This window comes from uncultured Campylobacter sp., assembly GCF_938041645.1.
Classification (GTDB): Bacteria; Campylobacterota; Campylobacteria; order Campylobacterales; family Campylobacteraceae; genus Campylobacter_B.
In genome coordinates this window covers 155648-181476 of sequence record NZ_CALIST010000022.1, presented here as the reverse complement: position 1 = coordinate 181476, position 25829 = coordinate 155648, and the positions used below count along the sequence as shown (strand labels likewise).

At 48.5% G+C, this 25829-nt stretch carries 21 protein-coding genes and 2 pseudogenes; 17 read left to right on the top strand and 6 right to left on the bottom strand.

Annotated features, from left to right (window positions below; all coding sequences use genetic code 11):
• Positions 1-19 precede the first annotated feature (19 nt).
• Positions 20-559, top strand: a complete 540-nt coding sequence (locus Q0600_RS04065) for a hypothetical protein (protein ID WP_298757194.1) — start codon at positions 20-22, stop codon at positions 557-559.
• Between the two features lie 238 nt (positions 560-797).
• On the opposite strand, the gene Q0600_RS04060 is transcribed toward Q0600_RS04065, so the two are convergent.
• Entirely contained in the window at positions 798-1034 is a 237-nt protein-coding gene (locus Q0600_RS04060) for a hypothetical protein (RefSeq protein WP_298757191.1), read from the bottom strand.
• Between the two features lie 193 nt (positions 1035-1227).
• Here Q0600_RS04060 and lgt point away from each other — a divergent pair, with 193 nt between their 5' ends.
• The 6 genes from lgt (at position 1228) to Q0600_RS04030 (ending at position 8545) form a co-directional block, all read left to right on the top strand.
• Entirely contained in the window at positions 1228-2046 is an 819-nt protein-coding gene (lgt, locus tag Q0600_RS04055; RefSeq protein WP_298757188.1) for a prolipoprotein diacylglyceryl transferase, read from the top strand.
• Between the two features lie 94 nt (positions 2047-2140).
• Positions 2141-2824, top strand: coding sequence for a fumarate reductase cytochrome b subunit (locus Q0600_RS04050; protein WP_298757186.1), 684 nt, complete (start codon positions 2141-2143; stop codon positions 2822-2824).
• Positions 2825-2834: 10 nt separating this feature from the next.
• A complete protein-coding gene (locus tag Q0600_RS04045) occupies positions 2835-4853 on the top strand; it encodes a fumarate reductase flavoprotein subunit (RefSeq protein ID WP_298757183.1) in 2019 nt (672 codons plus the stop codon).
• Positions 4846-5583: a fumarate reductase iron-sulfur subunit gene (locus Q0600_RS04040; RefSeq protein ID WP_298757181.1), complete on the top strand. Its 738-nt coding sequence runs from the start codon at positions 4846-4848 to the stop codon at positions 5581-5583. Before Q0600_RS04045 ends, Q0600_RS04040 begins: the two co-directional genes overlap by 8 nt.
• A gap of 176 nt (positions 5584-5759) precedes the next feature.
• On the top strand, positions 5760-6734 hold the full coding sequence (locus Q0600_RS04035) for a hypothetical protein (RefSeq protein WP_298757179.1): 975 nt from the start codon (positions 5760-5762) through the stop codon (positions 6732-6734).
• 371 nt (positions 6735-7105) lie between these two features.
• Positions 7106-8545 (top strand): ankyrin repeat domain-containing protein, encoded by a 1440-nt coding sequence (locus tag Q0600_RS04030; protein WP_298757176.1) that lies wholly within the window; start codon positions 7106-7108, stop codon positions 8543-8545.
• 273 nt (positions 8546-8818) lie between these two features.
• On the opposite strand, the gene Q0600_RS04025 is transcribed toward Q0600_RS04030, so the two are convergent.
• Positions 8819-9229 (bottom strand): hypothetical protein, encoded by a 411-nt coding sequence (locus Q0600_RS04025; RefSeq protein ID WP_298061691.1) that lies wholly within the window; start codon positions 9227-9229, stop codon positions 8819-8821.
• Positions 9222-10094 carry an EamA family transporter RarD gene (rarD, locus tag Q0600_RS04020; protein ID WP_298757173.1) on the bottom strand — a complete coding sequence of 291 codons (873 nt, stop codon included), beginning with the start codon at positions 10092-10094 and terminating at the stop codon, positions 9222-9224. Before rarD ends, Q0600_RS04025 begins: the two co-directional genes overlap by 8 nt.
• Before the next feature lie 104 nt (positions 10095-10198).
• On the opposite strand from rarD, the gene Q0600_RS04015 reads away from it, so the two are divergent.
• Positions 10199-11542, top strand: coding sequence for a class II 3-deoxy-7-phosphoheptulonate synthase (locus Q0600_RS04015; protein WP_298757170.1), 1344 nt, complete (start codon positions 10199-10201; stop codon positions 11540-11542).
• Positions 11543-12786: 1244 nt separating this feature from the next.
• Here Q0600_RS04015 and acpS read toward each other — a convergent pair.
• Genes acpS through Q0600_RS04000 form a run of 3 tightly spaced genes read right to left on the bottom strand, consistent with a single transcriptional unit; the run spans position 12787 to position 14424 of the window.
• Complete coding sequence (gene acpS, locus Q0600_RS04010) at positions 12787-13158, bottom strand: holo-ACP synthase (RefSeq protein WP_298757167.1); 372 nt, start codon at positions 13156-13158, stop codon at positions 12787-12789.
• 28 nt (positions 13159-13186) lie between these two features.
• Positions 13187-13681, bottom strand: coding sequence for a peptidylprolyl isomerase (locus Q0600_RS04005; protein ID WP_298757164.1), 495 nt, complete (start codon positions 13679-13681; stop codon positions 13187-13189).
• An 8-nt stretch (positions 13682-13689) separates the two neighbouring features.
• Positions 13690-14424, bottom strand: coding sequence for a YebC/PmpR family DNA-binding transcriptional regulator (locus Q0600_RS04000; protein WP_177388917.1), 735 nt, complete (start codon positions 14422-14424; stop codon positions 13690-13692).
• A 133-nt stretch (positions 14425-14557) separates the two neighbouring features.
• Between Q0600_RS04000 and Q0600_RS03995 the strand changes: the two genes are divergently transcribed.
• The 9 genes and pseudogenes from Q0600_RS03995 to Q0600_RS03955 all read left to right on the top strand — a co-directional run bounded on the left by Q0600_RS03995 (position 14558) and on the right by Q0600_RS03955 (position 25665).
• Positions 14558-14773 carry a heavy-metal-associated domain-containing protein gene (locus Q0600_RS03995; protein ID WP_040304091.1) on the top strand — a complete coding sequence of 72 codons (216 nt, stop codon included), beginning with the start codon at positions 14558-14560 and terminating at the stop codon, positions 14771-14773.
• 11 nt (positions 14774-14784) lie between these two features.
• Entirely contained in the window at positions 14785-16962 is a 2178-nt protein-coding gene (locus Q0600_RS03990) for a cation-translocating P-type ATPase (RefSeq protein ID WP_298757159.1), read from the top strand.
• A gap of 382 nt (positions 16963-17344) precedes the next feature.
• The gene (locus Q0600_RS03985; protein WP_298757155.1) at positions 17345-18595 is read left to right on the top strand and encodes an ankyrin repeat domain-containing protein; all 1251 of its coding nucleotides are present in this window, start codon (positions 17345-17347) and stop codon (positions 18593-18595) included.
• Between the two features lie 674 nt (positions 18596-19269).
• Positions 19270-20970 carry a Na+/H+ antiporter NhaC family protein gene (locus Q0600_RS03980; RefSeq protein ID WP_298757152.1) on the top strand — a complete coding sequence of 567 codons (1701 nt, stop codon included), beginning with the start codon at positions 19270-19272 and terminating at the stop codon, positions 20968-20970.
• Positions 20967-21635, top strand: a pseudogene (locus tag Q0600_RS03975) (tRNA (uridine(54)-C5)-methyltransferase TrmA); the annotation flags it as partial. The gene Q0600_RS03980 and the pseudogene Q0600_RS03975, both read left to right, overlap by 4 nt.
• Positions 21636-22025: 390 nt before the next feature.
• Positions 22026-22496: pseudogene (locus Q0600_RS10555) on the top strand (methyltransferase domain-containing protein); the annotation flags it as partial.
• A gap of 100 nt (positions 22497-22596) precedes the next feature.
• Positions 22597-23808, top strand: coding sequence for a threonine ammonia-lyase (gene ilvA / locus Q0600_RS03965; RefSeq protein ID WP_298757149.1), 1212 nt, complete (start codon positions 22597-22599; stop codon positions 23806-23808).
• A gap of 672 nt (positions 23809-24480) precedes the next feature.
• Positions 24481-25194, top strand: a complete 714-nt coding sequence (locus Q0600_RS03960) for a DUF4230 domain-containing protein (RefSeq protein ID WP_298757147.1) — start codon at positions 24481-24483, stop codon at positions 25192-25194.
• Complete coding sequence (locus Q0600_RS03955) at positions 25195-25665, top strand: hypothetical protein (RefSeq protein WP_298757144.1); 471 nt, start codon at positions 25195-25197, stop codon at positions 25663-25665.
• Positions 25666-25829 lie beyond the last annotated feature (164 nt).

Here is a 25829-nt window from a genome sequence, read left to right as displayed (position 1 = left end):
TTAAATTTAAAGGAAAAAGATGAAATTAGGCGAGCTATATTCGGTGATCTGCATAATCTTTGCGACGAATTTTAAGGGCGTGATAGATGAGCGGAAGTTGCGCGGCTTGGGCAAAAACTGGATCATCGTAAATAAAAATATCGAGAACAAAAACGGTCATGAGCTTTGGCAAAAGGTTCAGGGCGAGGACTACGCGGCGCTAGGGCGCGATTTTGAGGCGCTAAAAGAGGCGTTTGAGATGGATTTTTTCAAACTCATAAGCGAAAGCGAAGTGGAGCTGTTTTATGAAAAATGCCGCTTCAAAAAGCCTTTCGCGGAGCTTAAAAGCGCTCACGCAGCCAATATGCTAGCACTGCTTGCTATGATCTTTAAGCAAAACACGGACGCGAAATCGCATAAAATTTTGACGCTATATCTGGCGCAATTTATCATTCCTAGCTTTTCCGCGCTTGCTACGTACGTGCAGATAAACGCTAAAAGCAGCTACTACAAGGCGCTCGGGTGGTTTTTGGCGGATTTTTGCCGCGTGGTGAAAGAGACGCTGGGACTTAGAATTTAGAATTTAGAACGCGCGCTCGGTATTTTTGCGCGCTCAGTGCAGAAAAGCGCTATGTAGAGATAAGTCTGGAGCTTGCTTTCGGGGTTTCTTGCGCTGTAGCCGGTACAGCTCCTGCGGGTGCGACAAGCTGCTAAGCGAGGCAGGTGAATTTTATCTGCACGGATGTAAAGTGTCTGCCTTGCTGTTTTGTGCGTCGGCGTTTGTTGTGTCGCGCGTCGTTGTGAATTCTGCGTGGCATTCAGTATTTTGCGCATGTGCCGTTCGACGTTTGTGTTGCGCGCACTGCGAGTTTTTCTAGGCGTCCGGTGCTCTCATTTTGCGCCGCCTGCATTAGGGTGCTGCGTGCTTTGTCCGCGTCGCGTCGTTTTGCGCTTTGACGTTTTGCGTGTGGCTTTGTATGTCGTCTGGCATAGTCATTTGGAATTTTACGTGAGGCGCCTTGCGTCCCATCTGGCGTCGTCGCTTGAAATTTCATGCGAGGTGGTCTGTGCATCGTTTGACGCTATCGCTAGGATTCGCGTCTTACGTGTTTCGCGCGTGCGATCGAGCGTTCGAAAACTAGAGTTTGGCGCCTAGCACTTGCGTCGCTTTGCGTCTTTTGCCGAGCATGCGTTACGTAGCGTCCTGTGCACGTAGCCAAATTTTAAAATTTAAAACAAAGGAAAAATTTGAATTACTGGAACGAAATTTACGCCCACTTTGATCCCGTGGCATTCAGTGCGTTTGGCATAAACGTGCACTGGTACGGCATTATGTATGTTTTGGCGCTGCTTACGGCGCTATTTATGGCAAAGTATTTTGTAAAAAAGGATGGTCTTAACTTTAGTGATAAGATGCTCGATCGCTACTTTATCTGGGTTGAAGTGGGCGTCATTTTAGGCGCGCGGCTGGGATATATCGCGATTTATTCGGGCGAGGCGGCGTGGTATTTCAGTCATCCGTGGCAAATTTTCAACCCCTTTCATAACGGCGAGTTCGTGGGCATTCGCGGTATGAGCTATCACGGCGCAGTCGTTGGATTCGTGATCGCGACAGTTTGGTTTTGCAAAAAATTTAAAACCGATATGTGGGCGCTGCTCGATCTCGTGGCGCTTAGCGTGCCGCTTGGGTATTTTTTCGGACGCGTGGGAAATTTTTTAAATCAGGAGCTTTTCGGGCGCGAAACGACCGAGCCATGGGGGATCTTGGTGGGCGGTACATTGCGTCATCCAAGCCAGCTTTACGAGGCGGTTTTGGAGGGACTCGTTATTTTTGCAATTTTATTTTTCTACCGTAAATTTAAGAAATTTAACGGCGAGTTGATATGTCTGTATGCGATGCTATATACGGCGTTTAGATTTTTCGTAGAATTTTTTAGGCAGCCGGATGATGGGCTTGGTTTTATATTTTTAAATTTATCGATGGGGCAAATTTTATCTTTGGTGATGTTTTTGATAGCAGTTTTCTTAAAGCAGTCTTTGAAGAAAAAACTAATTTGCAGAAATTAAATTAATCTAAAGTTAAAAAGTAATATAATCTCTTTACAAAAATGTAAATTTTCGTTTAGCGGGGATTTATAATCATCTTTTTTAAGGAGAACCTATGCTAGGTCGCATTGAGGGCTTTACGGGCAGATCCATAGACGGCAAAAAAAGCCGCATTATGGCTTTGCAAGATGTGGCGCAAAGCATCAGCGGGCTGATTTTGGCCTGTTTTATGCTGTGTCATATGATATTTACCGGCACGATTTTGATCGGTAAGGGCGCGTTTGAGGGCGTCGTGCATTTCGCCGAACCAGGCGGAATTTATTTCGTCACAAACATCGTCGCTTTCGTGATTTTCTTGATTTTCGTGATTCACGCATTTTTGGCGATGAGAAAATTTCCGGCTAACTACGCCGCTTACAGAGCGTTTAAAGCGCACAAAATGCGAATGAAGCATTGCGACACGACGCTTTGGTGGTTTCAGTTTTGGACGGGATTTTTCCTATTTTTCTTTGCGGCGGCTCATATTTTAATGATCGTATTCGGTCCGAAAATTACTGCAGATCTTGCTATCGCTCGCTTCGGACAGCTTCATCTATTTTATTTTGTTTTATTGATTTTCGTAGTAACTCACGCTAGCATCGGAATTTATAGATTATATATGAAATGGATCAGCATAGACGGCACGAAGGCTGAAATTCAAAGGAAAAGAGCCCTCATCAAAAAGACGGTTTTCATCGTTTGGGGTGCATTTTTCTTGCTTTCGATAATCGCCGATTTCAAATGGTTAAGTTTAGAATAGGGAGCTTAGGATGAATGTAATATATTGCGATTCTTTAGTTATTGGCGGCGGTTTGGCGGGCTTAAGAGCTGCGATCGCTACCGGCGAGAAGGGGCTTAGCACTATCGTTTTGAGCCTGATCCCCGTTAAGCGCTCGCACTCTGCGGCAGCTCAAGGCGGCATGCAGGCGTCACTGGGAAATTCCAAAATGAGCGAGGGCGACAACGAGGACGTGCACTTTGCCGATACGGTAAAAGGAAGCGACTGGGGCTGCGATCAGGACGTCGCTAGGATGTTTGCGCAAACGGCGCCTAAGGCGATCCGCGAGCTTGCAGGCTGGGGTGTTCCTTGGACCAGGATTACTAGAGGCGAGCGAAGCGCTATTATCAACGCTCAAAAAACCACAATCAGCGAAAAAGATGAGGTTCACGGACTTATTCACAGCCGCGACTTCGGCGGTACGAAAAAATGGCGAACCTGCTATACTGCCGATGCTACGGGACATACAATGCTTTTTGCCGTTGCAAACGAAGCACTAAAGCATAACGTAGATATTCATGATAGAAAAGAAGCGATCGCGCTAATTCACGCGAACAACCGCTGCTACGGCGCAATCGTGCGTGATTTGGTTACCGGCGAGCTGATCGCATACGTCTCAAAGGGTACGCTAATCGCTACAGGCGGCTACGGCAGAGTGTATAAACACACTACAAATGCCGTCGTTTGCGAGGGTATCGGCGCAGCTATCGCGCTTGAGACCGGCGTCGCACAGCTTGGAAATATGGAAGCGGTACAGTTTCACCCGACCCCTATCGTTCCGAGCGGAATTTTGCTTACCGAGGGTTGCCGCGGCGACGGCGGAATTTTACGCGATGTGGACGGCTACCGCTTTATGCCGGATTATGAGCCCGAGAAAAAGGAACTTGCTAGCCGCGACGTCGTAAGCCGCCGCATAATGGAGCATATAAGAAAAGGCAAGGGTGTCAAAAGCCCTTACGGCGAGCACGTTTGGCTCGACATTTCGATCCTCGGGCGCGAGCATATCGAGAAAAATTTACGCGACGTACAAGAAATTTGCGAAATTTTCAACGGCATCGATCCTGCCGACACCGAGGTGATAACCGACGAGCAGGGCAGAAAGCGCGGTAAAGGTTGGGCTCCGATCCTTCCTATGCAGCATTACTCGATGGGCGGCATCAAAACAAAAGCTACGGGCGAGAGTCCAACGCTAGCTGGACTTTTCAGCGCCGGCGAGGCTGCGTGCTGGGATATGCACGGCTTTAACCGCTTGGGCGGAAATTCCGTCGCCGAAACCGTCGTCGCGGGCATGATCGTGGGCGAGTATTTTGCGGAGTATTGTCAAGGACACGACGTCGATATCAATACGCACGATATACAAAAATTCGTAGATAAAGAGAAAAATTACATTAAGAGCCTGCTTGAAAAAGAGGGTAAATTTAACGTATTTGAGATAAAAAACAAGATGAAAGACGTGATGTGGGAGCACTGCGCGATCTTCCGCACCGGCGAGGGATTAGCCAAAGCCGTAAAAGAGCTTGAAGAGCTTTACAAGCAGTCCTTGGACGTCAAAGTAAGCAATAAAGAGCTTTTCGGAAATCCGGAGCTCGAGGAGGCTTATCGCGTACCGAAGATGTTAAAGCTTGCGCTTTGTATCGCCAAGGGTGCGCTTGATCGCACCGAAAGCCGCGGCGCGCACTTCCGCGAGGATTATCCGAAACGCGACGATCTAAACTGGCTAAAACGAACGCTTGCAAGCTGGAAGGAGGGCGATACGATGCCTACCTTGACCTATGAGCCGCTTGATATTATGAAGATGGAGATGCCGCCTGCGTTCCGCGGATACGGCGCCAAAGGCAATATCATCGAGCATCCGGACAGCGCCGTGCGCCAAAAAGAGGTCGATGAAATTCGCGAGAAAATGCAAGCCGAGGGCAAAGGCAGATATGAAATTCAAGAGGCATTGATGCATTATGAATTGCAGCCAAAATATAAAGCACCTAACGAAAGAGCAGGTATAGGATATGAGTAGAAAAATAACAATAAAGGCATTTAAGTATAATCCGCTAAGCAAAATTTCAAAGCCGCACTTCGCTACTTACGAGATCGAAGAGACCGACGGAATGACGCTATTTATCGCGCTTAACGTGATTCGTGAGAGATTTGATCCCGAGCTAAGCTTCGACTTCGTTTGTCGCGCGGGTATCTGCGGTAGCTGCGGTATGCTCGTAAACGGCAAGCCGCAGCTTGCGTGCCGTACGCTTACTAAGGATTATCCGGACGGCGTGATCGAGCTTATGCCGCTTCCATTTTTTAAGTTGCTAAAAGACCTCAGCGTTGATACGGGCAACTGGATGAACGCGATGAGCAAACGCGTAGAGAGTTGGATCCACACCGATCACGAGACCGACATCTCTAAGCTTGAGGAGAAGGTCGAGCCTGAGGTCGCGCAGGAGGTTTTCGAGCTGGATCGCTGCATCGAGTGCGGTATCTGCGTAGCTGCATGCGGCGTAGCGATAATGCGAAAAGACTACATCGGCGCCGTCGGCATCAACCGCGTGGCACGCTTTCAGATCGATGCGCTGGATAAACGCAGCGACGAGGATTTTTACGAGCTAATCGGCGATGATGACGGAGTATTCGGCTGTATGACGCTGCTAGGCTGCGAAGACCACTGCCCTAAGCACCTTCCGCTTCAAAGCAAAATCGCATATGTTCGCCGCAAGCTTGCCGCTCAGTGCAAGTGCGGCTGCGGCAAATAAAATTTAAGCGGGTTTTTCCCGCTTAAATTTATCTTCCAATTTTATAAATTTTACCTCGATAGACAAATTCCAAAATGCTTGAGTCAGACAAGCGAAGTAGCTTTAAATTTAATAATATCCCAAGCGATAAAGAAGTAAAATACGAAATCGCTTAAGATCGCTAGCGAGGGATAAAGATGAACGAAGCAAGGCTCGAAGAGCTAAAGAAAATTCTAAACGAACGACAACAAAATTTAGAGCAAGGATCGCAAGAAAATTCTGACGCTCAAAATTTTGATGTCTTAAATTTTGATACTTCAAAATCCGATAACTCAAATTTAAATGCTTCAAATTTCGATGCCTCAGATTTAAACAATACAGATTCTAAAACTTTAAATTCTAATGATCGAAATTTAGACGGCCTAAATTTAAATGCAGAGCGCGATAGAAAATTTCAAAATTTAGATCCAGACAATACTACTTTATTTAAAAATTCTAACGTTAGGAACTACGATAAAGATCCGATAGTAATCAAAAATTATGAAAAGTTTTTTGTTTATGCCCATATTCTTGTATTTCTTCAGGTATCAGGTCTTCTAATATCTTTTATTTGGGATATTGTAGATTTTGGGCATATATATGTAGACGATTATTTAGAAGCCTGTATAATGATATTACTAATCTCCGTTATTACATATATCTTTACCGCGATACGCAATAAACGCGAAATAAGATTTACCGATCAATATATAGAATTTTTAGATAAAGGGGTCGTTAAAAGGCAGTGCAAGGTGGAAAAGGATAAATTATGCAAAAACTTTTCCACGCAAAATTTTAGAACCCCATCTTTTATCGTGTTGGTTATATTTTGTGTCGGCTCGTTAGGTTTTTTCTTTGTATTTTTGCTTTGCATGTATGTGGCGAATATATTTATAAAATTCGTCGTGTATTTTTGCATAAATAAAGGCATAAAAGGATTTAAAATTTTTCCATTTATAAAAGTAGATGAGCCGTGGCATGGCGGATATTTATATTATTCCGTTGTCGTATCGGCACACTACTATTTGATTTATTTGTATAGCAGTGAAATTTACGACGAAGTTAGAGAGTATTTTCTACAGAAAAATATAAATATAGACTATATTAAAAAGGACTATACGGTTTTTATTTAGGAGGATATGCGAAGGGGCGGTAAATTTAAAACTAAAATTTCAATATTTTATGGTAGCCGTCACTAAATTTCGTAGCGATACCGAGTGCAAATACGGCAAATTTAGCGCTAAATTTTATGCGTAGAAGCGCTTGTTGAAATTCTAGCCGCCTGTCGTTGGGATAAAATTTCGTCGGTAGAATTTCGCTCCCGCGGTATTTCTACGCGGAATTCTATCGGTAAAATTTCGAAGGTCAAATTTCGCGCCTAAACTCTCTTAAACCTCGCCCTGCAAATTTCGCCTGAGCGAAATTGCCTTGTGAAATTCCGTCCGTTTATATTCGGCTAAGCTCACACTCGGTAGTATTTGTCATTTTATTTGCGGAGGTTGCTTTGAAGGAGATAAAATCCAAGCTCATCATAGCGTGTTTGGTTGTTACGGCAGGCCTATTTTTCTTGATCACAGGCGGTGCACTTATGGATAGATCCGAAACTCAGCCCGCGCAAAATTCCACGGTGAGTCGCGCCACAACCTCCGGCAACTCCTCCAATCGGCCGCTAACGGATGAAGATCGCGCCGCAATAGCGAGGTACCGGTACGAAAGGCTGGGCGCCGAGTTAGATTTAGACGAGCGCGTAGTGCAGGGCGATGAGCGGATGGAGTATTTCCGCAAGCTTTTGCGCTCCAAGGACACTGCTCGTATTTTGGCATTTATGCGAGAGCAGCGCATCACTGCGGGCGATCCGCTGCAGTTTGGTATAACGGCGATAATGTATTCCAGTTTTTACAACGATGCAAACACCACCGAAGAGCTGATCTATCACGGAGCGGATATCAACCGCACGGACGATTTTTCTCATTCGGCGCTAAGCTATGCCATCGAAAATAACTCTACCGCCGCCGCGGAAGTTCTACTTAAGCACGGAGCTAGCTTTTCTAGCGTTAAATATGTTCGTCCGTGGCTTACGACTCCGGGACGCTGCGATTCCTATTTGGTCGCCGATACTAGCGATGCGCAGGTAAGGGAATATTACGAAACGCCTAAAAGCGAGGGTACTAGCGCGGTATCTGATCCGCTCTATTACGCCGTAGCAGGCGGATTTTTGCAGATGACGGAGCTTATGCTTAGCAGCGGTGTAAGACCTGAGATTACCGCTTGGACGGACGATAATTGTATTGCTTTTACGCTCAAACACCGCAAAGATGAGCGGCAGCCGAACTGCTCCATCTATCAGATGCTGCCGCAACGATATGACTCAAGTATGCTAAATTTGCTGCTTAAATACGATTTGGCAGGACTTCCGGACGATGAGCGTATTCGAAAAAAATACGATGACTGCCGTAAGGATTTGGATACGTTGAGGAAGTATAAGAAAATATACCTAGAGCATATGGATGATTATTGTTACGATGAGATTATTTTGGTTTGGAGCTGGTTGGATAGCTTTAATTATGATATGGTCAGGTTTACTATGGCGGAGCAGCCAAAGGATTGGGAAAAGGGTGCAATCGGGCTTAACAGAGGTTCGCTGCCCGATCTTAATAGATGCGGCTCGGTAACGCCAAATACAGCGCTACTTGGTATCTACGATACGCTTATAAAGCGCTATTCCGCGCTCTGCGGCGATGAGCTTAATGGCGCGAGCGGCTTTGATCTGGATAAATTTTTTAGATATTCGCACTTAAAAGGCTTGGAATTTGATCTTAAAATAGAGTATGAGGGCAAGGTGATAAGAGTGGAGGAGTATGATAAAATTTTAAGGCGCGATGCGTCTAAGCAACTAGAGCAAGCGGGATCCAAGACTGCAGATACCGCGTCTACCAATGAGTAAATTCTATAAAATTTACAGACGCAATTATCGGCTTCGCGGTTGCTATGTATCTTGCAAAATTCTATAAATTACGCCGATTTAAAATTTGCGTCGTTTTTGCTTTATAAAACACATGGAATTTTGCCGCTATGACGCAAGCGGTTTGCAAAAAATTCCGGCGCGTATGTAAATTTTAAAAATTCCAAGAGTTGCGGTGCGTTAAATTATATAAATTTAGGCGTTAAAATTCTACCGATATAGACACCCGCGAAATTCGCCGCTTAAAATTTCGCGCTACAAATTCTTAAATTCCATCTCCAGCTGCTTGCGCCAGTCTTGCAGCGAGCGCTCTGCGCTAGCGGCGTATTTTTCGATCAGAGCGTCCGTTTTACTTAGAAACTCAAATAGCTTGCCCTCCCACACGGTGGGGTTTAGGTTGCTTTGATGCATCGTTTTGATATAGACTAACTCCTTGCTAAGAGTCTCGAGCTCGCCTAGATAGCTCTCGCGAGCGCTTTCGTCGTGCAGTTCAAGCCGCTTTAAATCTCGCAGTTTGCCCTCTAAAATATCGCAAAATTTCATATACCTTTGCGAGCTAAGCTCGGGATCTGCGGCGTCTGCGCGCGCGGAAGCCTTTTGGACCTGAAAATACACGAGCGCGCCCACCGCAAGGGCGACTGCGAACATCAAAGCGAAATTAGCCATTTTTTCTCCTTAAGCCGTCTAGGCCCACGACCGCGAGCCCGAACCAAATTAGCGAAAAGCTCAAAATTTTATAAGTCTCAAGCTCCTCGCCGTAAACAAATACCGCGATTAGCATACTCATGCTGGGGCTGATATATTGCATAAAGCCGATCGTGGATAGCGGCAGATACTGCGTGCTTACGGCGAAGGTAAGCAGCGGCAAAATCGTAATCAGTCCGCTTGCAAATAGCAGCGCGCCGCTTACGTTAAAGCCGAAGGCGCCACTTCCTTTCAGCGCGCAGTAGATCAGAAACGCAAGCGCGGGCAGCAGCATCAGCGTCGTCTCGCAAAATAGCCCCTCAAAGCTAGGCACTTTTACTTTTTTGCGTATGAGCCCGTAAAATGCAAAGCTAAGCGGCAGCACGAGCGAGATTATAGGAAGCCTACCCAGCGCGTAAATTTGCACGCCGATAGCCGCAAAGGCTAGCAGCAGGGAAAGCTTCGCCGCCGTGCTTAGCCGCTCGCGCAGAAACAAAGCGCCCAAAAGCACCGAAAATAGCGGATTTATAAAATATCCGAGGCTGGTGGCTAAAATTTGATCGGAATTTACCGCGTAGATATAAATGCCCCAGTTCGTGCTGATAAGTAGTCCCGTACAAAGCAGAGTGAGAGCGATTTTAAGGGTGCTAAGAAGGCGCGCGACGTTTTTTAAACGGTGCGTAAAGCAGAGAAAAACGAGCAGCAACACGAAGGACCAAACGACGCGATGCGCTAAAATTTGCACCTCATCCACGTCCTTTATGAGCTTGAAAAATATCGGAAAAACGCCCCACATAAAAAAGGTCACAAATGCAAGCATTAGTCCTTTAGCGCGATCGTTTTCCATAGAATTCCTTCCAAATTGCCTAAAGGCGCTATTTTAAGATTTTTTGGGTTAATAAAAGCTTATTTGGGTATAATCGCGAAATTTTACGAAATCTAGGAGGGGCTATGAGCTGGAGTAGGACGTCATGGAAAGATTATAAAATTTTACAGCAGCCGATTTATCAGGATGAAAGTGCGGTGCAGGCCGCCAAAGAGCGCCTTTACAAGCTGCCGCCGTTAATTTTCGCGGGCGAGGTTCGCAACCTAAAAGCCGAGCTCGCGCGCGCCAGCGAAGGCAAGTCGTTTTTGCTTCAAGGCGGCGATTGCGCGGAGAGCTTTAATGATTTTAGCGCGAATAATATCCGCGATATGTTTAAGGTAATGCTTCAGATGGCGATTATTCTTACCTTCGCGGCGGGCTGCCCCGTCGTCAAGGTAGGTCGCATCGCAGGGCAGTTCGCAAAGCCGCGCAGCAGCGATTTCGAGGAGGTTGGCGGCGTGAGTCTGCCTAGTTACCGCGGCGACATAATCAACGGCTTTGAGTTTAGCGAAGCGGCGCGCAAGCCAGATCCTGCGCGTATGATCGAGGCGTATCATCAAAGCGCTTCGACGCTGAATTTGCTACGCGCCTTTTCTCGCGGTGGTCTTGCGAACCTGCACGAGGTGCATAAGTGGAATTTGGGCTTTTTGAAAAAAGGTGAGCTGGAGGCTAAATTTAACGAGCTCAGCGATGAAATTTCGCGTACGCTTAAATTTATGGAGGCGTGCGGATTGAGCGCCGCAAATTCTCCGAGCCTTGCCGAGACAGTGCTTTACACATCGCACGAGGCGCTGCTGCTACACTACGAGGAGTGCCTGACGCGCATCGACAGCACCAGCGGCGATTGGTATGACTGCTCGGCGCACATGCTTTGGATCGGCGAGCGCACGCGCGGCGCGGACGATGCGCACGTGCATTTTTTAAGCGGTATCAAAAACCCTCTCGGCGTTAAGATCGGCCCTAGCGGCACTGCAGATGAAATTTTGCGCCTTTGCGACAAGCTCAATCCGCAAAACGAAGCCGGCAGGCTAAACGTCATCATCCGCATGGGAGCGGATAAGATCGGCGCGCGGCTGCCGCAAATTTTGCGCGAGCTAAAGCGCGAGGGCAGGGCGATCCTGTACAGCATCGATCCGATGCACGGCAACACCGTCAAAGCCGCGAACGGCTATAAAACGCGCGAATTTTCTAAAATTTTAAGCGAGGTTCAGAGCTTTTTTGAGATCCACGCCGCGGAGGGCACGCACGCGGGCGGCATCCATCTTGAGATGACCGGACAAAACGTCACCGAGTGCACGGGAGGCTCGTTTAACGTGACGCAAGAGACGCTAAAACAGCGCTACGAAACGCAGTGCGATCCGCGCCTAAACGCAGATCAGGCGTTAGAGCTTGCATTTTTGCTTGCCGATAATCTAAAAAAGGCGGATTAGCCCGCCTTTTGTTGCGCGAGAATTCTATCGCGGTTTGAAATTTAATCGTAGTTTGGGATATTTTACGTAAGTTCGCGCCATGACCGCGCTTTGCGCTTTAAATTTAATCGTAGCTTGGCGCGATCGATTTAAATTTACGCGGCTCTAAATACGGGCGGCTTCGGGCGTAGTTTTGGAATAGCCGAAATATAGAGAATTGAAAATTTATATGGGAAAAATTCCAAACCCTATCGTAATGCGCCGTAGGTCAAAATATAGAGAATTGAAGCTTATACCTCGCGTGAAAACGTAAGCCGCGTAAGCTCGCCGCCAAAATATGAGCAATTGAAAATTTTTGCGGCGTCGTGCCGTGATAAAATTTCTTTTTGCAGAGACTTGCAAACTTCTTGGTGGCTAAATTTAGCCTCGCGGGCTTGCCGGCTTAAAATTTTAAATCCGCCCTGCATGGAATTTTAAAATTTGAGCGGCCGTGAAATTTTAAAAATTTAGCGCTAAATTTACAGCCCGCGGAATTTCATCTTTAAATTTCTTCGTGTAAATTTTGATCGCTCGCTGCTGTGGGCACGCCGCTTATCTGTGCGCTTAAACTAGCGGCAGACTGAGCGGTAAATGTAGCGACACAAGCCCCGTCTTTTTGCGCATAGCAATAGAGCGCGCGCTATCTGCTTCGTCTTTTCGCACATGGCGGTAGAAAACGCCGCGCTATCTGCGGTATTCGGCATAAGTACGGCGCAAAAGCTCTTGTTTAAGATAAGCACGACGAACGCACGCCGCCGCCGCGCGTATTTCATTGGCTCATGAACTTTCGCTTAATCCTTGATGATGCGATAGATTAGGCGGAGCAGACTTCGCATCCGTTTAAAATTTCAAAGCGCGATTTCGCCGTGAAATTTTAATAGAAAGTCTATACTTCTGCCGCTAAATTCCAGGCTGAAATTTTATATTTTGAGTTGCACCGAGGCGCCGCTATAAAATTCTGTGCCTTAAATTTAAAGCAAAATTCTGCGGCGCGGTGAAATTTTAAAATTTCGTTGCGGTAAATTTTGTGCTCTAAAATTTTATCCATGAATGTAGAATTTTAAGTCGGCAAATATAAAATTTAGAAGGCAAAGTTTGCCGCCGCATCGCGTACCGCGCCGCGAAATACTACTCTACAAAACCTGCGCCTAACCTCAAAAATTCCGTTGCGTAAAATTTATCCAGAATTTACGCGAGGTTCTTGCCGCCCGCGTCACTTCGCTTCGTTACTTTGAACGCGGCTTATTAAGTTTTAGTGCGACTACTGCGATTGCGACGTTTACGTCGTGCGTGATGCTAAGGCTTGCGGATTTGATATGAAATTTTTTACGGATTTTTTTACGTATTTTTAGATGCGGCGCGCCCAGAGCGTCTTTGTAAATTTTAGCGTCTTTGAAGCCAAACTCCACGCCGATGCCGGTGCCTAGAGCTTTGCTAAGCGCTTCTTTGGCGGCATAGATGCCTGCGATACTTTCGTCGCGCAGCGCGGAGGAGCTTTCGGATTTTTTCAAAATGCGCTTTAGAAATTTCGCGCCGTATTTTGCGCGCAGCGCCTCGATCCTGCGCACCGCAGTTATGTCCGTGCCGATCTTTATCACGGTCTGGCGCCCCGCGGCTTAAATTTAATCACGATTGCAGGCTCTCTTTAATCTCGACGTCGATGATCTTATCGCCCTGTCTGATCGCGTCCAGAACCGCTAGGCTGGGCTGATCCACGATTTGTCCGAACACCGTATGCGCGCCGTCTAGGTGCGGCTGCGCGCTGTGGCAGACGAAAAACTGACTACCGCCCGTATCACGCCCCGCGTGCGCCATCGATAGCGCGCCGCGCACGTGCTTGTGCTTTTGGCGGTCGCATTCGCACTTTATGCGCCAGCCCGGACCTCCCGTGCCGGTGCCGCGCGGGCAGCCGCCTTGGATCACGAAATTTGGAATTACGCGGTGAAAATTTAGCCCCTTGTAAAACCCGCTGCGCGCGAGGCTGGCGAAATTCGTAACCGCCTGCGGAGCTTCGCCACCGAAAAGCTCCAGCTTCATATCGCCCTTTTCGGTTTTGATAACGGCGTATTTATCGCGCGCCAAAGCCGCTGCGTCGATGTCGTAAATTTTTAAGCTTTCCATTTTTTCTCCTATGCGATGTTGGTGTAAACTGCCTGCACGTCGTCGTCGTCCTCTAGCCGCTCGAGTAGCGCGTCTATGTCGCCAAGCTGCTCCTCGCTAAATTCGTGCTTTTCGTTGGCGACGAATTTTAAGCTTGCGCTGATGATCTCAAGCCCTATCTTTTCGATCCCCTCGTTTAGAGTGCCGAAGCTTTCGTATTCGCCGTAGATTAGTAGCGTCTTTTCGAGCTCGCCCTTGTCGTTTTCAAACTCGTTGATCTCAAGCTCGCTAAGACCGAAGTCGATGAGCTCAAGCTCCAGCTCCTCGATGTCGCGGCTCGGCAGCTTAGTCTCAAAAACGGCCTTGTGCGAAAACATAAATTTCAAACTGCCGCTCGGCAAGAACTCGCCCTTAGCTTTGTTTAAAATCGATTTTACGTTTGCGACGGTGCGGGTCGGGTTGTCGGTGGCGCATTCGATTATGAGAAGTGCGCCGTGGGGCGCCTTGCCGTCGTAAAAGATCGTTTTGATATCGGCGCTATCCTTGCCGCTAGCGCGCTTGATAGCCGCGTCGATGTTGTCTTTGGGCATATTTTGCGCCTTTGCCGTGGCGATCGCGGCGCGCAGTTTGGAGTTCATCAGCGGATCTTCGCCGCCCTCTTTCGCAGCCATCGTTATGGCCTTGCCCAGTTTTGGGAAAAGTTTGCTCATCTTCCCCCATCTAGCTTCTTTTGAAGCGCGTCTGTATTCAAAAGCTCGTCCCATAAAATTCCTTAAAGCTTAAATTTAAAAACGGGTGATTATAACGAAAAACCCTTAAATTTCAGGAGCGGGCGTTGAAATAAAATTTATTAAAAAGTAGTATAAGTTTTAAAATTTTAATCCAAAGGAGAGGCTCATGGCTTTGAAACAAAGCGTAAAATTTAAGGCGCAAAATATCCACTGCGAAAACTGCGCGAGGACGATCAAAAACGCGCTCAAGGACGATTTCGGCGAGATCGAGGTGGACGTAGCAAGCGGAGTGGTGAGTTTAAGCTTAGATCCGCGCGACGAGGCTAAATTTAAAGAGGAGATGGACGATTTGGGCTTTAGCGTCGCAGAAAAGCTAGCCTAAAAACTAACGCAATGTCAAGTAAAATCACTCTAAATATCGTCGGGATGAGCTGTGTAAACTGCTCCAATGCGATCGAGCGGGTAAGTCGCAAGATCGAGGGGGTGCAGGACGCGCACGTAAATTTCGCAAACGGCAGCGGCGAGTTCGTACTTGCCGATCCGGCGCTTGAGGAGACGCTAAAAGCCAAGATCAAAAAGCTGGGCTATGATATCGCCGTCGATTACGAGGATTTGGAGCGCAAAAAGCGGCGCAACCTCAAAGCGGCGCTATTTAGGCTAATCTTCGCCCTCATTTTAGCCGCGGCGGTAATGGCGGTGGAGATGAGCGGGTTTTTGAGCTTCGTTCCAAAGGCGCTACTTTGCGCGGCGATGGCATGCGTGAGCCTATTTTACTGCGGCAAGAACTTCTTTTATCACGCTTACGGCTCGCTGAAAAACAGAAGCTTTGATATGAACGTGCTCGTGGCGATGGGAAGCTTTTTTGCGTTTGCCTATTCGCTAACGGCCGCGGCGTGGGTCTATACGCACGGCGCGCAGAACGAATTTACCAATCTTTATTTCTCGTCCGCCTCGATGATAATCGCCTTTATCTCGCTCGGCAAATACCTAGAAGAGCGCAGCAAGATGAAGGCGAACGACTACATCAAGGGGCTAATCGATCTAAGCCCTAAAACCGCGCTTTTGATCAAGGACGACGGCACGATAGCCGAAGTGCGCGCAGAAGCGCTAAAGCCGGGCGATAAGGTGCTCGTAAAAAACGGCTCGCGCATCCCTTGCGACGGGCTTATCGTAGAAGGCGGCGCGCAGATCGACGCTTCGCTCATCAGCGGCGAGAGCTTGGCGGTTTATAAAAGCGTAGGCGATGAGGTCAATGCGGGCTGCGTCAGCACCGACGGCGTCATCTACGTGAAGGTGACGAAATTTTCGCATCAGACGCTGCTTGCCGAGATTAAAAATCTGCTAAACGAGGCGGGCAACAAAAAGATGCCGATCGCGCGCTTTGCGGATAAAATTTCAAATATCTTCGTGCCCGCGGTGATTTTGATCGCGCTTGCTAGCTTTATAGCGTGGATGGCGCTTGACGGGCGGCTCTCATACGCCGCATCCGCCGCTATCTGCGTGCTTATCATCTCCTGCCCGTGCGCGCTAGGGCTTGCGACGCCGATTGCGATCGTTTGCGCGATCTCAAACGCCGCAAAGGCTGGAATTTTAATCAAAAATCCAGAAATTTTAGAAATTTTAAAGGACGCGGACGTCGCGGTTTTCGATAAAACCGGCACGCTTAGCAAGGGCGAAATTTCGGTAAGCTTCAGCGATCTGAGCGCCCATGACCTCTACGCTTTAGCAAGCGCGCAAAAGCTTAGCGAGCATCCGATCTCAAAGGCGATCGTAAAATTTGCCGAGCTGAAATTCGGCGAAATTTCTAAATTTAACGGCGAGTTTGAAAGTATCGCGGGCAAGGGGATCGTCGCTAAAAATCCCACCGGCGAAATCCTTTGCGGCAGCGCGGGCTTTCTGCGCGAGCGCGGCGTAGATGCGGGCGTCGAAGTAGAAGCGGAGGAGCTTTTAGACAAAGGCTTCGGCGTCGTTTACTGCGCGATAGGCGGCTCGTATGCGGGCTTCATCGCATTTAGCGACGAGATCAGGGCCGAAGCGCGCGGCGTCGTGCAGGCGCTGCAAAAAAACGGCGTAAAAACCGTCATGCTAACGGGCGATAACGCCAAAACGGCAAATTTCGTCGCTCGCAACCTCGGCATCGACGAGGTAAGAAGCGGAGTGCTTCCAAGCGGCAAATATGAGTTCATCAAATCCCTGACGGATGAGGGCAAACGGGTGCTTTTCGTGGGCGACGGCGTCAATGACGCACCGAGCTTAAAAGCCGCCAGTATCGGCATCGCGATGAACGGCGGCAGTGACGTAGCCAAGGGTGCGGGCGACGTGATTTTTATAAAAAACGACCTTGAAAGCGTGCTGTATCTATTCCGCCTAGGCGGTACCGCCATGCGGACGATCAAGCAAAACCTCTTCTGGGCGCTGTTTTACAACGCCGTGTGTATCCCGATCGCGGCAGGCGCGCTATATCCAGCGCTCGGCGTGCTTCTAAAGCCGATGTACGGCGCCGCGGCGATGTGCTTTAGCTCCGTAACGGTCGTGCTAAATTCCATCAGATTGAAATTCGCTAAATTTTAACGCGGCGGAATTTGCGCTAAGCGCGGAATTTTGCGCGGCGAAATTTTAATTTCACTCCGCGCAGAGTGCGCAAAATTTTATTCGGCAAGTTAATTGCGCGATCGCGCGCGGAATTCTGCTAGATTTGTACAGCTTGCAAAATTTTATTTTACCGCTAGCCTCGCTCGTAAATTTTAAAATTTTAGCCTGCCGATCGCTGTGCCCTCATTATAGTGCCCTCCATTGCTGCGCCTATAACTACCATTATTTAACGCTGCTCGCCGCTGCGCCGTAAAATTTTAAAAATTCCACAAAATTTTATAAGGCTAAAAGGAATTCCATAAAATTCCACCGCCTGCACTAAGTTTTAATAAATAAATTTAAAGGTAAAATAACGCTTCAAATGCAATTCGAGGTAGCGATGCGAAAAATTCTAATGGGTTCGTTTGTTTTTTGCGGCACGCTTTTTGGCGCTTCTTGCGAGCAGATACTAAGCGATCCGCGCGGCTTTTTTAGCAAAGAGCCTGCGGACGAAGAGCTGCTGCAAAGCGATTTTGGCTGTAAAGGCTCGCTAGCTGGCGCAGAATTTTTGCAAAATTTAAAAAGCGCGGCTTCTGAGATTAGAGACGAAAATATCGATTGTGTCGGTAACGAAGCCTTGCTGAACGAAAAAAGGCTTGAGCGAACCTTGGCATTTGCGGGGATGGATGGCGAGGGCTTTTTGAGCTATGCTAAAGAGAAAAACTACGTGCAAATCAGTGAAAAATCGCTTGAAGCCTTAGAATTTTACTCCGAGCGCAAGATTGGAAATTTCATCGCCTATGGCAATTTTATGGGCGAGATCCCGGCAGCCAGGGAGTCGCTAAAAGATTATTTCGCTGCTAAATTTAACAAAAACGACGCCGATGAGCTGGCAAGCGCCGTGATAGCGGAATTTATCGCATACGCTGCAAAGGATCGCAAGGCGGGAGATTACGGTGAGCTTGAGCTGGCGCTAAAAGGCGGAGTAGGTGCAGATGAGTTTCGTACGCTACTTTTTAGCAAGGATTTTGCAATTTACGAGCTTGATAATGCCCTGGATCTGGCGCTTTTGCTAGGATATGACGAGCGCTTTAGCGGCGCTTTGATCGAGCGAGGCGCGCAGGTGAATGCGGGCGAGGAAAACTCTCTATTTTACGCGATGAATAACGTTCAAAGCGCTAAATTTATGATCTCTAAAGGCGCCTTGGTTGGCTATAAAAACTCACTTGGGCAAACTCCGATATTTTTCGCCGCCGCGGCAAAAAATTATGAGCTCGTAAAGTTGCTAATCTACTCGCACGCTAGCGTAAATGTCCGCCAGATCGGCAGCGCTGAAGCTCAGGCTCTAGCGTCGCTAGGCGAGCGTAGCGACGGCTGTGAACGTTCGGGCGTGGGTAAGACACTGCTGATGTTTGCGGCGCAAAAAAGTACCAAGCAGATCGTTGAATTGCTCGTAAAATCGGGCGCAAACGAAAAGGCGATCGATGAGGCGGGGTTAAATGCGCTAGACTACGCGCTTGCGGGTGGTGAAGCGGCTACGCAGAGCTATTTGCGCTCGCTTGGACTAAGTCCTACGCAAGCAAGCGATGATTTTACGAGCGATCCGCAAGATGCACCTGAGCGTGAGAATTAGCGGGCTTGATTTAAAGGGTCGCTCGCCGCTTCGTCGTCGTTTTGGGTTTGCAAAAGCCTTATGAGCTTTAAATTTATAGTTTTGCCGCTTTGTAAATTCTATAAATTTAGTGGATTTTTCGAGCGCGAGTTGGTAGAATTTAACGCTTTAAAATTTTATCGCTTTGCTTGCGCAGGTTGCATGCTCTGAAATTTTGTAAACGCGCAGACGAGCTTTAAAAATGGCGATATTTGTGCGTTTATGCGCGATAAAATTTTTGTCTAGGGATTTTGGTTTGCTATCAAGAGCGGGATTTCGTCAAATTTTGCGCGAGAAATTTATCGCTTTTGCGACAAAGTAAGCGTTGCATCATTGTGGAATTTTACCTTGATTTGAAGCTTTTGCTATGTTAAATAGAATTTAATACGCGTTTATAAAATGCTTTTGATTACGCCGCGCGCGGTATTTTGCACCGGAGAGATTTTTCTGCGCGATAAATTGCTTAAAAATGCGTTCGCAAAATTGCAAACGCAGCAAAATAGCAGAGTTTGCTGCGCGATTAAGGCGCTCAAAAATCGCCGTAAAAGAAAGCACGCGAATTATGAATAATTGCTGCAATGCGCGCAGAATTTTAAAATTTAGCCCCCGATCGGAGGTTAAATTTTAAAATTTTATCAACCATATCAAGGATTAAAATGTTAAAAAATTTGCTTATCTTTACGGCGATTTTTTTGCCCGCGCTGGCGCTTGCGGACGTGGAGCCCGCCGTGCGAAACAGCGAGCTTTACGGCGTGCTGACGCTTATCCCGCCGGTTGCGGCGATCGTGCTTGCTTTTATCACCAAAGACGTGATTTTGTCGCTGTTTTTGGGCGTGCTAAGCGGAACCTTTCTCATCGGTATGGTAGATCAAAATATCGCGGCTTCGGCACTTTTCGCTTTTACCGATCTGTGCTCGCGCATGGTAAAATCGATGGCGGATACGTGGAATGCGGGCATTTTGCTTCAGGTTATGTGTATCGGCGGGCTCATCGCTTTGGTGACCAAAAGCGGCGGTACGAAGGCGCTTGCGCTCTGGCTTAGTAAGCACGCAGACACTCCCGTTTTGGGTCAAATTTACACCTGGCTGATGGGTATCGTGATATTTTTCGACGATTACGCAAACGCGCTGATCGTGGGCCCTATCATGCGGCCTCTGATGGATAAATTTAAAATTTCGCGCGCAAAGTTCGCCTTCATCATCGACGCGACCGCCGCGCCGATTACCGGTATCGCGGTGATCTCCACCTGGGTCGGAGTCGAAATTTCTGCGATCAAAGAGGCCTACTCGCAGATCGGTATAGAAAACATAAACGCCTTTACCGTGTTTGTTGAGACGATCCCGTATAGATTTTATAATATTTTCATGATCTTTTTCGTAGTCGCCACCGCCGTGATGAGCAGGGAGTTTGGCTCGATGTATCGCGCAGAGATCGCATCTCGCGGCGGCAAGAGCGGAGCCGCGGATTTTAAAATCAAAAATTTAGAGGATCAAATTTTCGTACCCAAAGAGGGCGTCGTACTTCGCAAGATAAATGCGCTAATCCCGTTAGGCGCGATGATTGTCCTCTCGGTCATCGGCTTTTATCTCAATGGCTACAGCTCGCTGGAGGGCGAGACTTTGGAGGCGGTCAAAGCAGCTCCTCTTAGCTTTACATCGATCCGCACCGCATTTAGCGCGGCGGACGCCTCGGTAGTGCTGTTTCAATCCGCGCTATTTTCGTCGATCATCGCCGTCGTTTTGGGCATCGCGCAAAAAATTTACGGCGTCAAAGAGGCGATCGAGGTCTGGGTTGGCGGCTGGAAAAGCATGCTAAATACCGTCATAATCCTGCTTTTTGCGTGGTCGCTAAGCTCGGTTATCAAAGAGCTCGGCACTTCGCGCTACTTGGTCGAGCTTCTAAGCGACGCTACGCCGCGCTTTGCGCTTGCGATCGTGATCTTCGTGCTTAGTTCGTTTATCTCCTTTTCAACGGGCACGAGCTTCGGTACTATGGGCATCGTCACACCTTTAGCCGTGCCTCTTGCTCACGCCGTGGGGCAAAAATACGGACTTAGCGGCGAGGAATTTCACGTTTTTATGTGCGTAAACGTAAGCGCGGTGCTTACCGGAGCGATCTTCGGCGATCACTGCTCGCCGATTTCGGATACGACGATCCTCTCCTCGATGGGCGCGGGCTGCGATCACATCGAGCACGTAAGCACGCAGATGACCTATGCGCTGGTCGTTTGCGGCATCAGTATCGTTTGCGGCTACCTGCCTGCGGGCTTTGGGCTTAGCGTGTGGGGATGTCTGATCTTGGGTATCGCAGCTATCATTCTTTTACTGCGCACGGTGGGTAAAAGAGTGGATGTATGAATTGCGAAAGCTTCGGTAGCTGCGGCAGCTGCACGCTCGTCGAGCCCTATGAGGATCAAATTTCATACAAAAAGCAGCTGATAAGCGATAAGTTCAGAGAATTTTTTGACGGCGAGTTTGAATTTTTCGCTTCAAGTCCGCAAAATTATCGTATCAGGGCGGAATTTGGCATCTGGCACGATATTTGGCATAGCGCATTTGATCTTGCATACACGATGGGCGGCGCACGTAGCAAGAAAATTTTAATTAACGAATGCCCCAAAGTGGCGCTTCCTATCGTAAATTTAATGCCGCGGCTGCTAGAGGCGCTTAGGCGTAGCGAAGCTTTAAAAGAGAAGCTCTTCGGCGTCGAGTTCATCTCGTGCGTCAGCGGGATTTTGGCGACGCTGCTTTATCACAAGCGCCTGGGCGAGCGCGAGCAGGAGGCGATTTGCGAACTAGCGGACAAGCTTGGTATCAGGGTCATGGCTCGCGCGCGCGGACAGAAGCTTTTAAGCGGCGAGCTAAGCCTCACGGACGAGCTTTGCGTGGACGGGCGAGTTTATAAATTTCGCTTCGGCGAAAACGCCTTTATCCAGCCCAACCGCGGCGTGAACGAAAAGATGATCGCCTGGGCGAGAAGCTGCGTGGACTTCGGCAAAGAGGGCACGAGCGAGGTGTGCGCCGCACAGAATTTCGCCGCAAAGAATTTCATAACAGAGAATTCCGCTGCGCAAAATTACGGCTGCGAGGAGCCCGCCCCGCGAAATTCTACGGATCGAAATTTTGCTTCTGAAAATTCCGCCGAATTTGACGCCGCTTGCCGAAATTCCGTTAAAGCAAATTTCGCTTGTGCAGAATTTAGCGGCAAAAATTCCGTGAAATTTAACTATACGTCCAAAGACGAGAGCTCTGCGGATAAAAATTTCGCTCGCAAGGATTTGGACGTGCAAAATTCCGCCTCACAAAATTTAGATTGCGAAAAGCAAAGCGCGCAAAATTCTAGCTGCGAGAAGCCCGCCGCGCAAAATTCTAGCTGCGAAAAACATGCCGTGCGCCCGGAAAACTCCGCCGCGCGCGATCTGCTGGAGCTGTACTGCGGGCACGGCAACTTTACCATCCCGCTTGCGGCTAAATTTAACCGCGTGCTGGCGAGCGAAATTTCAAAAAGCTCGATCGCGAATGCCCGCATAAACTGCGAGCTCAACGGCGTTTGCAACGCGCAATTCGTTCGCCTTAGCGCGGATGAGCTGATGAGCGCGTTTGCGCGCAGGCGCGAGTTTGAGCGGCTAAAGGGGATCGATATTTTCGGCTACGATTTTTCGCACGTCTTGATCGATCCGCCGCGCGCGGGGTTGGAGCCTAGCGTGATTGATTTCATAAAAAATTTTCAAAATTTGATCTACATCTCCTGTAACCCGCAGACGCTTTTTGAAAATTTACGCTCGCTTTGCACTACGCATGAGGTGCGTAGGTTTGCGATCTTCGATCAGTTCGCGCATACGGCGCATATCGAATGCGGCGTGCTGTTGCGGCGCAGGAGTTAGGTGAGCTTAAAACCGAAGTCGCGGATTTAGGCTGCGCGCGGGATAAAATTTTGCCTAAAATATGTATAATAACAAAATTTAAAATTACGAAAGGAAATAGATGGTTGATCTAAATAAAATCATCCAAGCAAAGCGCACCATAAACGATTTCGTCTATAAAACGCCCTTTGCTCTGGCGCCGAAGCTCAGCAAGCTTTACGGCGCGGAAGTGTATCTCAAAAGCGAGAATTTGCAGCGCACCGGCGCGTATAAGATCCGCGGCGCTTATAATAAAATCGCGCATCTTAATGACGAGGAGCGGGCGCATGGAGTAATAGCCGCAAGTGCGGGCAACCACGCACAAGGCGTAGCGATGAGCGCGCAAAAATTCGGCGTGCATGCTGTGATCGTAATGCCTGAAGCCACGCCGCTACTTAAGGTAAGCGGCACGAAGGCTCTGGGCGCGGAGATCATCCTAAAGGGCGATAATTTCGACGAGGCGTATGCGTTTGCACTGGAATATGCCAAAGAGCACAATCTGACGTTCGTGCATCCCTTCAACGACGAGTTCGTCCAGGCGGGCCAAGGCACGATCGCGCTTGAGATGATCGAGGAGGTCGCAGATCTTGAATACATCGTCGTTCCCGTAGGCGGTGGCGGGCTTGCGACGGGGGTTTGCAGCTGCGCCAAGCAGATCAATCCGGACATCAAAATCATCGCTGTAGCCGCCAAGGGCGCGCCCGCGATGCACGATAGCTTCGTCGCGAAAAAGCCACTAAATTCCAAATCCGTCCGCACCATCGCCGACGGCATCGCGGTGCGGGATACGAGCGAGATCACGCTTAGCACGATCATTGAGTGCGTCGATGAGTTCGTGCAGGTCGATGACGAGGAGATCGCAAGCGCGATACTCTATCTGCTCGAGCAGCAAAAAATCATCGTCGAGGGCGCGGGCGCGGCGGGAGTAGCGGCGCTGATGAACGCGAAATTTGCATTCCCCGCGGGCGCAAAGATCGGCATCATCCTAAGCGGCGGCAACATCGACGTGCAGATGCTAAACATCATCATCGAAAAAGGCCTCATAAAATCGCACCGCAAGATGACGATCAATGTCACGCTTGTCGATAAACCGGGCGCACTTACGGGGCTTACCGAAATTTTGCGCCGCGCCAACGCAAACATCGTCAAGATCGACTACGACCGCTTCTCGACCAACATCGAGTACGGCGACGCGCAGATCACGATCACTCTTGAGACCAAGGGTAAGGCTCATCAAGAGGACATCGCCTGGGCTCTCAAAAACGCAGGGTATGATTTCAGGGAGATTTTGTAAAATTTCGCGGGAGTTTGTAAAATTTATTTTCGCTCGTTAATTTGCCTAAAATTGCAAAATTTACTCGCTTGCATCCTGATTGCAGCTTGCAGCGGGTAAATTTTAAATTTACATCCGCTTATACCCGCTGCGCCGAAACACTTTGCGTTTGTGATTTTAAATTTTACGTAGAATTTAAAATTTCAAATATGCGGCGCAAGCCGCAGTTTAAATAACGCGAGCGTAGCTCGCCCTTCTAGCGTCGCGCGGGTGGGGGTTGGTAAGGGGGCGCCCCGCTAACTCCGAGCGCCGCCCCCTTACGGATTATGTGTAACGCATACGCGGGCTCGAATTTATAAAGATTTCACTATGTTAAATTTTAGTATTTTAGCTCTTTGTGTATTTCTCTCGGGGCGGGAAGGGGGCCCCAATTGCGAGGTCACACTTCTCGCAGAGGCGGCGCTACCCCGCAGCACCGCATTGCTCTGCTCGCCCACAAACCCACCCATCCCCCGACGACGCTAGCGGTGGGGCGGACTACGTCCGTGTTAAATTTTATAATCGCGGCTCGCTTCTTTAAAATTTCTTTTGCGATTTTAAAATTTCGCGTCGCAAAAATCGTAAAATTTCAATTGCACTACAAATCGGCGCTGTATTTTGCTAAAATACCGATAAAATTTTAAAGGATGAAATTTGGAAAATTTTGCTTTTCTTCTAAATTTAGTGATATTTTGCATCTTGGTTTTTATGTTTTTTAAGATGCGCAAAAGCGGCGAGCAGGCGAGCAAGCCGCAGATCGCCACCGACATCACGCGGCTTAAAAGCATCGGCGAGCTGAGCGTTTTTAAAATTTACTCCAAAGAGATCGTCACGCGCAAGCAAAACGTAGGCAGCGGGCTGCTGGGCTCGCTCGTTTCGCCGCTGATGACGAAAAAGCAGATCGCCATCATCTTCGAGTTTGAGATCGAGTTCGTTTACGACCTGCTAAGCCCCAGCTTTGCGATATTACCGCAGGGCGAGGATCGCTACGAGATCAAGATGCCGCCGTGCAAATACAAATACTCGATCAAAGATATGAAAATTTACGACGAGAAAAACGCCAAGCTGCTGCCGTTTCTGCTGCCCGATTCGCTAAACGGGCTATTCGGCGCGAGCTTTGACGAGAGCGATAAAAACCATCTCATCGACGATGCTAAGGACGAGGTCAAGCAGCTCTCGCTAAAAATCATCAACGATCTGGGCGGCAAGATCCACAAATCCGCGACCGACACACTGGAGGCGATCGCCAAGAGCTTCGGCGCGAAGGAGGTCGGATTTATCTTCCAGGACAAGGCGCTTCAAACGATCGACATAAACTCAAACGAGATCGCAATCGATAAGTCGCTAAAATCACAGATCGAGAAGTAGATGGAGCTTTTTAAGGCGCTTTTTAAAATTTACTTCGCCCGCATACTCGCGTTTATGGATGCCTGCGCGAAGGCTTGGCAGCGATTTTACGAGCCTATCAGGCTGCGCAAAGAGAAAAATCGCCTGCGCGCGAAGGGCTATTTTACCGAGGATGCGACGTGGGCGGAGTTTTTCGCGGATTTTAAATTTTGCAAATGCTTTATCATTAAAAAAATCCTCTATCCGAACTTCTACGCGATCAAAAACTCCTCCAAATGGGAGGCGGGCTCAAAGCGAGCTAGCTTTACGGTAGGTTCGTTCGCATACGACGAGATCGCGTGGGTATGGGTGCCGCGAGCCTTCGACGGCGGACGAAAAAACGATCTAGCGAAGCTAAAAAATCTACTGCAAAAAATCCCCGCGCTACGCTACGAGCAGAGCGACACCGGGATTAAAATTTTCGGCTACGAGTGCGGCGAAGGGGCCTTATAATCGTATAAAGCGGCATTTGCTTAAATTTCATATTTGCTTGATCTTGCCGAGGGTTGCGCCGATATGGCTTATGGCTTGCACCGCGTAGATGGATAGTAAGCGGGCGGGCTTAGCGACCGTGTCTTTGACGAAACAGCACGGGCAGGCGTGAAATTTTATCTCTG

Coding starts and splice junctions, on each gene's coding strand:
- Q0600_RS04065 (WP_298757194.1), top strand. CDS start 20: ATGAAATTAGGCGAGCTATATTCGGTGATCTGCATAATCTTTGCGACG.
- Q0600_RS04060 (WP_298757191.1), bottom strand. CDS start 1,034: ATGAAATTTCAAGCGACGACGCCAGATGGGACGCAAGGCGCCTCACGT.
- Q0600_RS04050 (WP_298757186.1), top strand. CDS start 2,141: ATGCTAGGTCGCATTGAGGGCTTTACGGGCAGATCCATAGACGGCAAA.
- Q0600_RS04045 (WP_298757183.1), top strand. CDS start 2,835: ATGAATGTAATATATTGCGATTCTTTAGTTATTGGCGGCGGTTTGGCG.
- Q0600_RS04040 (WP_298757181.1), top strand. CDS start 4,846: ATGAGTAGAAAAATAACAATAAAGGCATTTAAGTATAATCCGCTAAGC.
- Q0600_RS04035 (WP_298757179.1), top strand. CDS start 5,760: ATGAACGAAGCAAGGCTCGAAGAGCTAAAGAAAATTCTAAACGAACGA.
- Q0600_RS04025 (WP_298061691.1), bottom strand. CDS start 9,229: ATGGCTAATTTCGCTTTGATGTTCGCAGTCGCCCTTGCGGTGGGCGCG.
- rarD (WP_298757173.1), bottom strand. CDS start 10,094: ATGGAAAACGATCGCGCTAAAGGACTAATGCTTGCATTTGTGACCTTT.
- Q0600_RS04015 (WP_298757170.1), top strand. CDS start 10,199: ATGAGCTGGAGTAGGACGTCATGGAAAGATTATAAAATTTTACAGCAG.
- Q0600_RS04005 (WP_298757164.1), bottom strand. CDS start 13,681: ATGGAAAGCTTAAAAATTTACGACATCGACGCAGCGGCTTTGGCGCGC.
- Q0600_RS04000 (WP_177388917.1), bottom strand. CDS start 14,424: ATGGGACGAGCTTTTGAATACAGACGCGCTTCAAAAGAAGCTAGATGG.
- Q0600_RS03995 (WP_040304091.1), top strand. CDS start 14,558: ATGGCTTTGAAACAAAGCGTAAAATTTAAGGCGCAAAATATCCACTGC.
- Q0600_RS03990 (WP_298757159.1), top strand. CDS start 14,785: ATGTCAAGTAAAATCACTCTAAATATCGTCGGGATGAGCTGTGTAAAC.
- Q0600_RS03985 (WP_298757155.1), top strand. CDS start 17,345: ATGCAATTCGAGGTAGCGATGCGAAAAATTCTAATGGGTTCGTTTGTT.
- Q0600_RS03980 (WP_298757152.1), top strand. CDS start 19,270: ATGTTAAAAAATTTGCTTATCTTTACGGCGATTTTTTTGCCCGCGCTG.
- ilvA (WP_298757149.1), top strand. CDS start 22,597: ATGGTTGATCTAAATAAAATCATCCAAGCAAAGCGCACCATAAACGAT.
- Q0600_RS03955 (WP_298757144.1), top strand. CDS start 25,195: ATGGAGCTTTTTAAGGCGCTTTTTAAAATTTACTTCGCCCGCATACTC.